Raw genomic sequence first — 12843 nt, 5'->3', positions numbered from 1 at the left:
CCACTTTCCGCGCGAAACCAAGGAAATCGCATGAGCCAAGCCAACCCGCGACCACATCCCCGCACGCCCGCGCCCTTTGCGCGGTTCGAATGGATGATTGCCTGGCGCTACCTGCGGGCAAAACGCGCCGAAGGCGGCGTCAGCACCATGACCTGGATCAGCCTGATCGGCATTACGTTGGCGGTGTTTGCCCTGATCGCGACCCTTGCCGTGCGCTCTGGGTTTCGGGCGGAATTCGTTGACACGATTTTGGGGACCAATGCCCATGTCACCGTCTATTACCAGGCGGATGTGAATGAATTTGGCCAGATCGACCGTACAATCCCGGATTACACGGCTTTGGCCGACCGAATTGCCGCTCAGGATTATGTCACCCGCGCAGCCCCGCTGATCAAGGGTCAGGTGATGGCCACCGCCAATGGCCGCAACTCCGGGATCGAGGTGTTCGGCATCTCCGCCGCCGACCTGTCGACCATCCCGCGCATTGCAAACCCCGAGGAAAAACAAGGCGACTTGGGGCGGTTCTCCGAGGGTATTGCCATCGGATCTGGTGTCGCGCGCGAGCTGGGGGTGACCATCGGCGACCGCATTCGGCTGATTTCCCCGGATGGGGTCAAGACGCCATTCGGCACCTCGCCGCGTGTCCAGGCCTATGAAGTTACGTATATTTTCACGGCGGGCCGCTATGATATCGACCGCACGCGGCTCTATATGCCATTTGCAGAGGCCCAGATCTATTTCAACCGCGAAGATGCCGCGGATGAGATCGAGGTCATGGTCAAAGACCCGGATGCCGTCGACGCGCTGGCCCTGCCATTGATGCAGGCGGCGGGTGATCGGGCCCTGATCTGGACCTGGCGGGATGCCAGCGGATCTTTTCTGCGCGCTCTGGAAATCGAGGACAATGTGATGTTCGTCATCCTGTCGATCCTGGTGCTGATCGCGGCAATGAACATCGTGTCGGGGCTGATCATGCTGGTCAAGAACAAGGGCCGCGACATCGGCATCCTGCGCACCATGGGCCTGTCCGAAGGCTCGGTCTTGCGGGTGTTCTTTATCTGCGGGGCCTTTACCGGGTTGATCGGTACGGGGTTTGGGGTGCTGTTTGGCTGCCTGTTTGCCCTGAACGTCGATGCGGTCTTTTCGCTGGTGAACTACGTTGCGGGCGGCGGCGTCTGGGATCCGTCCATTCGCGGGCTCTACGCGGTGCCTGCGAAACTGCAACTGTCGGATGTGATCTCCGCTGTGGCGCTGTCGCTCGGTCTGAGCTTTGTGGTCACCATTTTTCCGGCCCGCCGTGCCGCGCGGATGAACCCGGTCGAGGCGCTGCGCTATGAATGATCCGGTATTGTCCCTGCAGGGTGTGACCAAGTCCTATAACAAGGGCCAGAAAAATGCTGTCGAGGTGCTGCGTGGCGCCGACCTGACCTTGGCCAAAGGCGAGGTCGTGGCCTTGGTCGCCCCCTCCGGCGCGGGCAAATCGACACTGCTGCATATCGCCGGCCTTCTGGACGTGCCGGATGCCGGATCGGTCAGGATCGCGGGTCAGGACATGATCGGATTATCCGACCGAAAACGCACAGCAACACGGCGAAGAGAAGTCGGATTTATCTATCAGTTTCACCACCTTCTGCCGGAATTCTCCGCAATGGAAAACGTGGTTCTGCCGCAATTGGCCGATGGTGTGCCCCAGGCGGACGCAGGCGACCGCGCCAAGGATCTACTGGCCAAAGTCGGGCTTGAAACTCGGGCCGCACATCGGCCCGGTGCGTTGTCGGGCGGCGAACAACAGCGGGTGGCCTTTTGCCGTGCCATGGCCAATGCGCCCCGGCTTCTGCTGGCGGATGAACCCACCGGCAACCTGGACCCCGCCACATCAGACCGGGTGTTTGACGTCCTGATGTCCCTGGTACGGGACACGGGCCTGTCCGCGCTGATCGCCACCCATAATCTCGACCTTGCCGGGCGCATGGACCGCCAGGTCACGATGGCCGACGGCACATTGACACCGTCCTGAGCACCACAGCGCCGCATCACCCCGCCCGCCCAGAATGCCCTCAGATTTGATCGGGGTTTCGCCTTTCATCTGACCAGAAATATCCCGGGGGGTTTGGGGGGCTGGCCCCCCATCTGTCCTGCGGTTTGGAGGGCTGGCCCCCCATCTATCCTGCGGTTTGGGGGGCTGCCCCCCATCTGTCCTGTGGTTTGGGCGGCTACCCCACATCTGCCCTGCGGTTTGGGGGGCTGCCCGCCAACAAACCCGAAGTGCGCGCTCCCACTCCCCCACGTCTTGGTCCCCGTCCCGAAAAATTTACCGACCACTATCGGGAAACCGGTTAACCTGACCCCAACAACGAATTGTCGGGGTGTCGCATGTATGACAGAGCCAAAGATCGCGCGATCGGCCGTGCACCGGATTACACCACCGCCTGTGTGGTGATGTTCGGCGTCAACCTCGGCTGGATTTTGATCGCGCTCCTGGCCAGCTTCGGTCTGGCGGCGGTGCTGCTGACCGGGGTGGCACTCAACCTCTGGATCAATCGGCTGGCTCGGCGCTGGCAGAAATGACCGACACCGCCGCCTGAACGCCCCCCGCGCGATGCGGGATGTTCAATGCGCTCAGGCCTCTCGACACTGCCCAACAGCCCCAAAACCATATGCGCATTGACATGGCCCATGTGGCCAATGCGGAAATACCCATGCCGCTCTGCGCTGTCGGGGGGGGCCATGCCCAGGCCAATGCCCAGGGTCACCCCGGTATTGCGCTCACACCAATCCCGAAGCCGTTGCCCGTCCGGCGCGCCGATGGCAAGCGCGGTCACCGCATGGCTGCGAAAGGCAGGATCGACCACGTTAAGCCGCAGGCGCCCCTCCTGGCCCCAGGTTTCGACCGCGGCCCAAATCGCCCGCGCAAGGGTTGCGTGCCGATACCAGATCGCCTCGATCCCTTCGGCCATCATGATGTCCAGCGCCGCGCGCATTCCATAGATATGATGGGTCGCCGCCGTGCCGCCGAAAAATTGATAATACATGTCCGGGTCGGCTCGTGGACCCCAATCCCAATACCGGGACACCCGTTCCGGGCGATGCGCCGCCGCCTTGGGCGAAAAGAACACGATCCCCAGCCCCGGCGGCACCATCAGCCCCTTTTGGCTGCCGGTCACCGTGACATCGACCCCCCATTCATCCATCTCGAATCGGTCACATCCCAAGGAGGCCACGCAATCCGCCATCAACAGCGCAGGATGCCCCGCCGCATCCAGCGCCCGGCGCAGCCCGGCAATATCGGACCGGATCGAGGTCGCCGTATCGACATGCACACCCATTACCGCCTTGATCCGATGCGCCTTGTCGTCGCGCAGGCGTTGTTCCACTTCGGCGACATCAAAGGGGGATTGCAGGCCATATTCGATGATCTCGGGCACGATCCCCAACCCGACCGCCATTTCCGCCCAGCCATGGGCAAACCGACCGGTCGCAGGCACCAGCACGTGGTCGCCGGGGTTCAGCACATTGTCCAGCGCGGCCTCCCAGGCGCCATGGCCGTTGCAGATATACATCGCCACATTATGTGTGGTCCGCGCCACCCGGCGCAGATCCGGGACAAGGCTATGGGTCAGATCGACAATCTCACCCTCATAGATATTTACCGAAGACCGGTGCATCGCGCGCTGTACGGCATCCGGGGTTTCCGACGGACCGGGAATCGCCCGGTAAGTGCGGCCATTGGCTAGGGACATGTGGAAGGCTCCGAAAGTTTGAAGAGAGCTAACCCCGGCAATCGACCGCCGTCAATCCACATGGCCACGCTTGCCACAGGGGCCACGGTCGCCTAAACCCGCGCAGACCATAAATGCAGCGAAACTCTGGGGCGGCAAAAGCCGGAATTCCATGTTCAAGGCAATGATGACCTGGATCGAAGACCGCGAGCGCAAGTTGCGGCGGTCCTTTGGCAAGGATATCTCTACCCCGTCAGGCCGGTTCTGGGGTCATGTGCATTATCAGATCTTCGATCATGCCTTCCTGCGGGTGCCGTGGACCAATTTCTTTCAGATTGCGCCGGGGGTGTACCGATCAAACCACCCCGGGCCTGCGCGGCTGAAACGGTACCGCGATATGGGAATCAAATCGGTGATCACCCTGCGCGGAGAAGAGAAATTCGCCCATTACCTGTTTGAAAAGGAAGCCTGTGAAAAGCTGGGGCTGAAATTTCACGTCACCAAGATGTGGGCACGCAATGCGACCAAGCGGGAACGGATTCAGGCCGTCCTTGACGCCATTCGCGACGTGGAAAAACCGTTTGTGTTCCATTGCAAATCCGGTGCGGACCGCGCCGGGATCGTCGCCGCAATGTACCTTATGGTCTGCGAAGATGTACCGGTGGAAGAGGCCCGCGCGCAGCTGGGCATGAAATACCTGCATATGAAATGGACCAAGACCGGGGTGCAGGATTATATCCTTGATGTCTATGAGGCACGTAAAAACGCCGATCCGATTGATTTTGAAACCTGGTTGGGCACAGAATATCGCGCCCAGCGTTTGAACGATGCCTGGGATCGGCGCGACAGCCCGGCACAATGCGCGCAAATGCTGCGTGATCTGGCACTGGAAAACACGTGACCGACCCGGCAACACAGCCCCCAAACCCCAAGGGCCCGAAGGCCAATACGTCAGAGGCCGCCCATCACTCCAAGGGGCTTGGTATGTGGCTCTGGCGGCGGTATCTGCACCGCCACATCGGGCTGTTGTCGATTGCGCTGGTCTTCATGGCCATCGAAGGCGGCATGTATGGCGCGATCAGCTATGCGATGAAGCCGATGTTCGACCAGATTTTCATCGGTGGACGTGGGGACCTTTTGATTTGGGTGGCTTTGGCCATTCTGGGGATCTTTGCCCTGCGCGCCGGTGCATCCGTGGTGCAAAAGGTGCTTTTGACGCGACTTGGCCAGGTGACCGCGGGCGAGATCCGCGAAGATCTTGTCAGCCATCTGATGACGCTTGAGGGCCAGTTCCACCAGACACATTCCCCCGGCTATCTGATGCAACGGGTCGAGGGCGATGTCGGATCAATCAACAAGGTCTGGCGTACAATTGTCACCGGCGCCGGGCGGGATGCCATTGCGCTGGTGTCGCTGTTCGGGGTGGCGCTTGGCATTGACTGGCGCTGGACGCTGGTGGCCATGGTCGGCGTGCCGGTGATGGTGGTGCCGGTGGTTGTCCTGCAACGCTATGTGCGCCGCCATGCGCGTTCTGCCCGCGATGTCGCGGCCAGCCTGTCGGTGCGGTTGAACGAAATTTTCCACGGCATCGTGCCAATCAAGCTGAACCGGCTGGAAGGCTATCAGGCGGGCCGCTACGGCAAATTGACCCGCAAACGCATCAAGGTTGAAACCAAATCGGCCCTTGGTCAGGCGATGATCCCCGGTCTGGTCGATCTGATGGCCGGTGTCGGCTTCTTTGGCGTGCTGCTCTATGGCGGGCGTGAAATCATCGACGGCACCAAGACGGTGGGCGATTTCATGGCGTTTTTCACCGCGCTTGGCCTGACCTTCGAGCCCCTGCGCCGGTTGGGCGCGGTCTCGGGTGTCTGGCAGGTGGCTGCGGCCGCGATCGAGCGATTGCGCGAACTTCTGGAAACCAAACCGGCGCTGAATTCGCCGGCCAAGCCGAAACCCGCGCCGACAGGTGCACCAGAGATTGTGCTGGACAATGTGCATCTGGCCTTTGGCGATGCCCCGGTGCTGCGCGGTGCGTCGCTTGTGGCCGAGGCTGGCAAGACCACCGCATTGGTCGGCGCGTCGGGTGCGGGCAAATCGACAGTGTTCAATCTGATCACCCGGCTGGTGGATGTGCAATCCGGCCAGGTCACCATCGGCGGCACCGATGTGCGCGAGATGGATGTGGCGGATGTGCGGTCGCTGTTTTCGGTGGTCAGCCAGGAGGCGTTGCTGTTTGACGAGAGCCTGCGCGACAATATCGTGCTGGACGGCAAGGACGTGAGCGACACTGCGCTGCAAGCCGCGCTGGCGGCGGCACATGTCGATGATTTCTTGCCACGTCTGAATGATGGTTTGGACAGCCCCGCCGGGCCACGCGGATCGAACCTATCGGGCGGGCAGCGCCAGCGGGTGGCAATTGCCCGCGCGGTGCTGCGCGACCGGCCGATCCTGTTGCTGGACGAAGCGACCTCGGCGCTGGACACCGCGTCCGAGGCATTGGTGCAGCAGGCGTTGGATCAACTGGCGAAGGGGCGCACCACATTGGTGATTGCCCACCGCTTGTCGACCGTGCGCCACGCCGACAAGATTGTGGTGATGGATCAGGGCCAGGTGGTGGAACAGGGCACGCATGACGCGCTTTTGGCGGCCGGCGGCGCCTATGCCCGGTTGCATGGGATGCAGGACAGCGGCGCAAGCTGACCTTGGCCGAAGCTGACCGGGGCTCTGCCCCGGACCCCGGGATATTTCCAAACAGAAGAAGGTCAGGACCGGGGGCGTTGATAGGATTTGGCCAGCGTTTCCGGTGATGTCCCCGACAGATAGCGCAACAGCGTGGTGATATTTCGCAGGCCCCGGCGGAGCCATCCATCGCGGATGTATTTTTCGGCAGAGGTTGTTGTCGTCACCGGCAAGACCCGGAGGGTGCCAAGGGCCCGCGCGATGGCCACATCCTCCATCAGCGGTTGGTCAGGGTAGCCACCGATGCCTTCGTACAGCGCCCGTGGAATAAGCAGCCCCTGATCGCCGTAGGGCAGATTGAACATGCGGCTGCGCAGGTTGGCCCAGGCTGCGGTGAGGCGCGCCATTGGGTGGCGGCTTCGGAAGGCGAGGCAGAAACAGGCGGCGGTGTCGCGCGCGAGATGATCCAGCACGGGCCCGGTCCAGCCCTGGGACAATTGGCTGTCGGCATGCAGGAACAGCAGCCAATCCCCCTGTGCCGCATCCGCCCCACGGCGCAGCTGCGCGCCGCGCGATGGCGGGCCGGTCACGACATCGGCCCCGGCGGCGGCGGCGGTTTCCAGCGTGGTGTCGGTAGAGCCCCCGTCGCTGATGATCAATTCGCGGATCACCCCTTCTTTCAAACCTTCGCCCAGGGTCATCAGACAGGCGGGCAGATCCGCCCCGGCATTCAATGTCGGAATGATGACCGAAATCGGTGCGCGCATGATTTGCCCTCTTTTGGTTGTCCCTGTCGGGTCTATATGAAAGCAAGGCGATAAAAGGAAATGCGAAATGACCAATTATGCAGAGACCCGCAAGGTGCTGCGCCTGTCCGGCGGCGATGTCCGTGACTTTTTGCAGGGCCTGGTCAGCAATGACATCGCCGGGTTGGCACAGGGGCTGGTCTATGCCGCGATCCTGACGCCGCAGGGCAAATTGCTGGCAGAGTTCTTTTTGCAGGCGGATGGCGATGATGTCCTGATGGATTGCGAGGCCGAATTGGCGCCGGGATTGCTGGCGCGGTTGGGCATGTACAAGCTGCGGGCCGACGTGGTCATCGAAATGACGGATTTGCAGGTATCCCGGGGCACTGGCCAGACCCCAGACGGCGCATTGGCAGATCCGCGCGATGCCCGGCTGGGCTGGCGGTTGATTGCCGCCGAAGCGCTGGCCGACGACGACACCGATTGGGACGCACTGCATGTTGCCGCCCTGGTGCCGCGATGGGGGGCAGAATTGGGGACCGATTCCTATCTGTTGGAAATGGGGTTTGAACGGCTGTCGGGTGTGGATTTCCGCAAGGGGTGTTACGTCGGTCAGGAAGTGACGGCGCGCATGAAACACAAAACCGAACTGCGCAAGGGATTGGCCCAGGTGGCGATTGACGGGCGGGCCCCGGTTGGCACCGAAATCACCGCCGATGGCAAAGCCGTTGGGGTCTTGGGCACACAAGCCGGGACCGAGGGTGCCCTGCGGGCCCTGGCCTATTTGCGTTTCGATCGCGCCAAGGGCGAGATGCAGGCCGATGGTGTGCCTGTCAGGCTCTTGAGCTGATCCCGATGTTCCACGTTGGGGCCGCCAGCGGCCCCGCCATGCTGCCCTGACGCGCTGCCACTTCTGTTGCGGTAAGCCAGCCCACGCATCCCGCAGCGGCAAGCTCTGCCTCGAACCGTCGAACAAGGCGGCGCTTGATGCCGCGACGGCGCCAACCCGGCGCGACATAGATATGGTCGAGCACGGCCTGCTGCGGCGCCCTGGGCGCGCTGGGCCGGTCCGCGACGTGCCACAGCAGGATGCCGCGCGGCACGTCTTCGGTTCGGTAGGCCAATATCCGGGTGCCGCGTATCATCGCGAGATGCAGCGATTTGCCGAGATCATCGGCGGCGCCACCGTTTGGCTGTGGCAGCACATGCAATTGCGCCGCATGCAGGCCATGCAACATGGCCGCCAATGCCTGGCAGATCGGAAACTGTGCAGGGGTTAATCATCAAAAAGGCCTCCTTGGCTAAGTGCCGGAGGCCTTGGTTCATGATATTTGCGCCCCCGGAAGTCGGGGGATATGCGCGCGAGCCCCGGGTCAGGCGCGCTCGGAATACTCCATGGTTTCGGTGTTCACGACGATCATCTCGTCCTGACCGACAAACGGCGGCACCGAAACACGAACACCGTTGTCGAGAACGGCAGGCTTGAAGCTATTGGCGGCGGTCTGACCTTTGACGACCGGCTCTGTCTCGACGATCTTGCAGGTGACCTTCTGCGGCAGGGTCGCATTCAGCGCCTCGGTGTCGTGGAATTCCACGACGATGGTCATGCCATCCTGAAGGAAAGGACGCCGCTCGCCCAGAATGTCCGAAGGCAATTCCACCTGGTCATAGGTTTCGATGTCCATGAACACCAACATGCCGTCATTTTCGTACAGGAACTGCATGTCTTTTTGTTCCAGACGCACCCGTTCGACCTTGTCCGCCGAGCGGAACCGTTCATTCAGTTTGGAACCGTTGCGCAGGTTTTTCATTTCAACCTGCGCGAATGCCCCGCCCTTGCCGGGTTTGACATGATCGACCTTGACCGCGGCCCAAAGACCACCATTGTGCTCAAGCACATTTCCAGGACGAATTTCATTACCGTTGATCTTGGGCATTGGGGCAAAACCTTGTCAGAAGGTTGATGTCGAACTTTGCGACCCTATATATCGGGTTGCGGCGCGGTGCAAGCTTACCATATCTCGTTTTGCACCTGCGAAAAGCCATGCAATATACGCATAAGTGGTATGCATTTGCAGGGTATCCGAATCAGAAAAAAAGCGCCATAAGGGCCTTCACGCCGAAAACGCAAGAGCAAGAACAAAGGACAATTCATGAAAGATTTCGTTGATGGTACAGCCTTTAACAGCGAACAGGGCAGCCGTGCCCGCAAGCTGTTTGCTGCGGTGGTTTTGGCTGCACTCGACGATGCTATCGCCGACGACAAGAAGTATGGCAATGGCCCCGAACAAATCGCCCGCTGGGCACGGTCGCGCGATGGTCGCGAAGTGTTGTCCTGCGCCGGGATCGACCCGAATGAACGGGTTGTGTCCGGATTGATGGATTTCGTGGGCAAGGGTGTTCGCACCTCGGTTGCGCTTTCGCGCGAAGAGAGTGAACGCCGTAATGCCGCTGCTGCCGCAGAACAGGCTGAAGCCGCCTGATTACGACTTGAGTGCACCTAAACGACCTTAAAAAAAACGCGCCCTCTGCAGGGCGCGTTTTTTGTGTGTTCAGATAAAAGTCCGGGAAAATGCCGCGCAAAGGTTGCGCGGCCTCCCCTACCCCCATCGGTTATGCGGGCCGATTTGACTTAGTCGAGATCCTGATTGGCAAGGGCGCGATGGATCTCGCGCCGGACGAGACGGCGCACGTTGCGGGTGATCCGTTCCCCCAGAGCGCCCTGAAGCTCGCTTCTTACAATTTCGGCCACCATGGTACGCAGGGTGTCTTCGTCAATTGTTTGCAGATCACCGGCGTCGGCATTTGCCTCTTCGGTGCGTTCGGGCGAAGGCGTCGGGGCCTGTTCTGCGGCGGCAAGGGATGCAGCCTCTGGCATGGGTGCGGGGTCAATCGGCCGCAGGTGCGATTCGATATCCACAACCGCATCGGCAACCACATCCACGGGATCGGCTTCGTCACGCGACGCGAGATCCTCTGGTTCGGGATCGGCCTGCGGGTCTGAACCTTCGGGCAGGTGATCTTCCCAGGTGATGGTCGGCTCTTCTTCTGCCGTGTCTTCCGGCAGCGAAACAACCGTCGCAGTGGCCTCTGGCGTGACAGGCTCTTGGGCCTTTGGTGCGATCTCTTGCTCGGCTTTTGGCTCTGGCGTCGCCTTGGGTTCTGGGGCGACCTCTGGCGTCGCCTTTGGTTCTGGCGCCGCCATTGGCGCTACGTCCGAGATGGGTTCCGGTGTTATTTCCGCGATTGGCCGTTCAGTGGAAGGCGCAGCGGCCTCCGGCTTGGCTGCACTGGTCGCTTTGGAGGTCGCGATCAAAGCCTCAAGCGCGATCAATTTGGCATCCAGGGTCAAAGGCTCGCTTGGGGGTTCGTGCAGATCCTCGATTGGGTCCGCCGCAACCTCGGCCTCGTCTTCCGCAACTTCGCCCACCGCATCTGGCACCGGTGCGGCATCCATGGCTGGCTCTGCGACGTCGTCGTTTCCGGGCATCGGCGCGGGATCTTCGGAAAGTTCGGCATCGACGGCCGACGCGGCGATCGCCTCGGCAACCACGTCCAAAACGGCCTCTTGCAAATCATCACCGGCCTCGACGTCAACAGCGGCTTCTGCTGCTTCCGTTTGCGCGACTTCCGGGCCCTGCCCCCCCGCATTGGGGGCATCATCCTCTGCCTCCAGATCCGCCGCAGACACAGCGGCCTCTGGCACGGCGAAATCACTGGGCGTTTGCGTGTCCGCCCCACCCTGATGCACACGCAGCGCCGGGGTCAGGACCAAAGCATCCGGCTCTGGCTGGCTATTGGCCTTTGCCGCAACATCGGATGTCTCTGGCGCGACTTTCGGGGGTTGCACGACACCAGACGCCGGAACGGGTCTGGTTGCTGGAACGACGGTTGGCGCCGGTTTCGCCGAAGGAGTTTGCGCCATTGGCGGCGCAACCGGGGCTGGCGCTTTCGCAGGCGGGGATTTACGCCGCGCTTGCATTTCGCTACGTGCCTCTTCGGACACCAGTCTGCGAATAGACGACAGCACATCCTCAATTTCAGAGGATTTAACAGGATCTGACATTTTGTTCACCACTTTGCCTCGGGCAAAGGATAACCCGCCCGACACACCCACACAACAGATAGCAACAATTGTGCGCGACTTGTGGCAATTACGTAGGTATCAGTCACCAATACGGCGCAGAACACGGTCCAATTTATCGCCCTGAAGGCTTTTTGCCGGGGCATTCTTAATCAAACGGTAATATTCAGCCGGATCATATTGCTGCACATTCAGCGCCAGATGTTTGGCGGTCATCAATCCCATTGACGACAAAACCTGATAGGCGGCAATCGCCCTGTCCGCCACCGCCGAGGTATAGGCCGTTTCCGCATCCAGCAATTCCTGTTCCGCGGTCAGAACATCCAGCGTGGTCCGCTGGCCCAGGCTGGCCTCTTCGCGCACACCGCGAAACGCCACCCGCGCCGCAGCAATCTGGCGCTGCGTCGCCTCGATCGAGGCATTTGCTACGCGATACCCGGCCATGGCATTGCCAACCCGCAAAGCCACCGCATGTTGCACGACATGCAGATTTGATCGCGCCGCATCAGAGCGCGCCGCAGCCTGACGCGCCAATGCGGACAATTCGCCACCGCGATAGATCGGGCCCGAGAAATCCAACGATACCGAACCAGAGTTGCTATACGCCTCGGAATCGAAATCACCGGCTTTGGCCAACCGACCGGTCAGCTTCACCGTGGGTTTCATCGCAGCTTCGGCCCGGCGCACGTTCAGATCTGCGGTCGCAACCTGGTGCTGCGCCTGTTTCATATCGGGATGGGTGCGCTGTGCGATGGCTTTGGCCGTATCCACATTGGATTCCAGCTGCGGCAGCCGTGTCACCGGGACCAGATTGCCAGGCTTGTGGCCAACCGCGGCATTGTATTCTTCCGCCGCCTGCTGCAACTCACCTTCGGAGGCCGCCAGATTGGCGCGGCTCGACGCCAGGCGCGCTTCGGCCAAAGAGACATCCGTGCGGGTTACTTCGCCCACTTCGAAACGGTCGCGCGCGGCGCGCAATTCCTGTTGCACCAGCCGCAGGTTGTTCTGACGCAGGGCGACGGTTTCCGCCGCACGATGCACGTTCACAAATGCCGTGGCCGCCCGCAGCAACACCGATTGCTCAATCGCGATCAGCCCCTCGCGGGTGGCAAGCACGGTTTCCTTGGCCGCATCAATCCGCAAACGCGATGCGCCAAAATCATACAGCAACAATTCAGCGGTGATTGCAAAACTCGCGGTATCGCTTTGCGATCCTGACCCGACGAATGTGCCGGCGGATGTGCTGAACGCGTTGGAATACCCAAAATCACGCGAGAAGGATGCCGCCCACCCAAGGATCGGGCGAAGCTGTGCGACCGAGACCGCCACATCTTCGTCGGCGGCGCGCAGCAGCGCCCGGTTTTGTTGCAACAGACCTGAATGATCGTAAGCCCCGGCAAGAGCATCCGCCAAGGTTTCGGCTGTGGCCGCCAAAGGGGCGAAAACCGGGACCGCAGCCACTGTAAACGCCAGCATCAAACGCTTTGCCGAAAGTTTCATTGTCTTGCCGATCATCAATAGGGTCTCCTACCCGGACGCAAATGACATGTTTGCCGGATCAATTCCTTTGGAACATGCAGCTATGGACTTCACCCATCTGGGTAACACGTACCAA

Annotated in this window: 12 protein-coding genes and 1 pseudogene; 7 read left to right on the top strand and 6 right to left on the bottom strand. The window is 61.1% G+C overall.

The window, feature by feature from the left end; all coding sequences use genetic code 11:
• Positions 1–30: 30 nt before the first annotated feature.
• From AC0L4F_RS03460 to AC0L4F_RS03450, 3 genes are all read left to right on the top strand, one after another.
• Entirely contained in the window at positions 31–1341 is a 1311-nt protein-coding gene (locus AC0L4F_RS03460) for a lipoprotein-releasing ABC transporter permease subunit (RefSeq protein WP_244685394.1), read from the top strand.
• Entirely contained in the window at positions 1334–2017 is a 684-nt protein-coding gene (locus AC0L4F_RS03455) for an ABC transporter ATP-binding protein (protein ID WP_244685392.1), read from the top strand. The genes AC0L4F_RS03460 and AC0L4F_RS03455 overlap by 8 nt, the downstream gene beginning before the upstream one ends.
• Positions 2018–2373: 356 nt before the next feature.
• The gene (locus AC0L4F_RS03450; protein ID WP_244685390.1) at positions 2374–2568 is read left to right on the top strand and encodes a hypothetical protein; all 195 of its coding nucleotides are present in this window, start codon (positions 2374–2376) and stop codon (positions 2566–2568) included.
• Here AC0L4F_RS03450 and AC0L4F_RS03445 read toward each other — a convergent pair.
• Positions 2537–3740 (bottom strand): annotated as a pseudogene (locus tag AC0L4F_RS03445) (pyridoxal-phosphate-dependent aminotransferase family protein). The gene AC0L4F_RS03450 and the pseudogene AC0L4F_RS03445 overlap by 32 nt on opposite strands.
• A 151-nt stretch (positions 3741–3891) precedes the next feature.
• Here AC0L4F_RS03445 and AC0L4F_RS03440 point away from each other — a divergent pair.
• Entirely contained in the window at positions 3892–4620 is a 729-nt protein-coding gene (locus AC0L4F_RS03440; protein ID WP_244685388.1) for a tyrosine-protein phosphatase, read from the top strand.
• Positions 4621–4703: 83 nt separating this feature from the next.
• Entirely contained in the window at positions 4704–6419 is a 1716-nt protein-coding gene (locus AC0L4F_RS03435) for an ABC transporter ATP-binding protein (RefSeq protein WP_244686323.1), read from the top strand.
• 62 nt (positions 6420–6481) lie between these two features.
• Here the strand turns inward: AC0L4F_RS03435 and AC0L4F_RS03430 are convergent, their stop codons facing one another.
• Positions 6482–7165 carry a TIGR04283 family arsenosugar biosynthesis glycosyltransferase gene (locus tag AC0L4F_RS03430; RefSeq protein WP_244685386.1) on the bottom strand — a complete coding sequence of 228 codons (684 nt, stop codon included), beginning with the start codon at positions 7163–7165 and terminating at the stop codon, positions 6482–6484.
• A gap of 67 nt (positions 7166–7232) precedes the next feature.
• On the opposite strand from AC0L4F_RS03430, the gene ygfZ reads away from it, so the two are divergent.
• Positions 7233–7994, top strand: coding sequence for a CAF17-like 4Fe-4S cluster assembly/insertion protein YgfZ (ygfZ, locus tag AC0L4F_RS03425; RefSeq protein ID WP_244685383.1), 762 nt, complete (start codon positions 7233–7235; stop codon positions 7992–7994).
• Here ygfZ and AC0L4F_RS03420 read toward each other — a convergent pair.
• Together AC0L4F_RS03420 and efp are read right to left on the bottom strand one after the other, a co-directional pair.
• Positions 7978–8382, bottom strand: a complete 405-nt coding sequence (locus AC0L4F_RS03420; RefSeq protein ID WP_244685381.1) for a GNAT family N-acetyltransferase — start codon at positions 8380–8382, stop codon at positions 7978–7980. The two genes, ygfZ and AC0L4F_RS03420, sit on opposite strands and share 17 nt — an antisense overlap.
• A 135-nt stretch (positions 8383–8517) precedes the next feature.
• Complete coding sequence (gene efp / locus AC0L4F_RS03415; protein ID WP_244685379.1) at positions 8518–9081, bottom strand: elongation factor P; 564 nt, start codon at positions 9079–9081, stop codon at positions 8518–8520.
• A gap of 216 nt (positions 9082–9297) precedes the next feature.
• On the opposite strand from efp, the gene AC0L4F_RS03410 reads away from it, so the two are divergent.
• A complete protein-coding gene (locus AC0L4F_RS03410) occupies positions 9298–9627 on the top strand; it encodes a DUF6280 family protein (protein WP_244685376.1) in 330 nt (109 codons plus the stop codon).
• A 149-nt stretch (positions 9628–9776) separates the two neighbouring features.
• On the opposite strand, the gene AC0L4F_RS03405 is transcribed toward AC0L4F_RS03410, so the two are convergent.
• Together AC0L4F_RS03405 and AC0L4F_RS03400 are read right to left on the bottom strand one after the other, a co-directional pair.
• Complete coding sequence (locus tag AC0L4F_RS03405) at positions 9777–11210, bottom strand: hypothetical protein (protein ID WP_244685374.1); 1434 nt, start codon at positions 11208–11210, stop codon at positions 9777–9779.
• Between the two features lie 99 nt (positions 11211–11309).
• Positions 11310–12743 carry a TolC family outer membrane protein gene (locus AC0L4F_RS03400; protein ID WP_244685372.1) on the bottom strand — a complete coding sequence of 478 codons (1434 nt, stop codon included), beginning with the start codon at positions 12741–12743 and terminating at the stop codon, positions 11310–11312.
• Positions 12744–12843 lie beyond the last annotated feature (100 nt).

Source organism: Marinovum sp. J2-8, from assembly GCF_055808435.1.
Note: the sequence above shows the minus strand (reverse complement) of the source record. Positions and strands in the feature narration are given on the sequence as shown.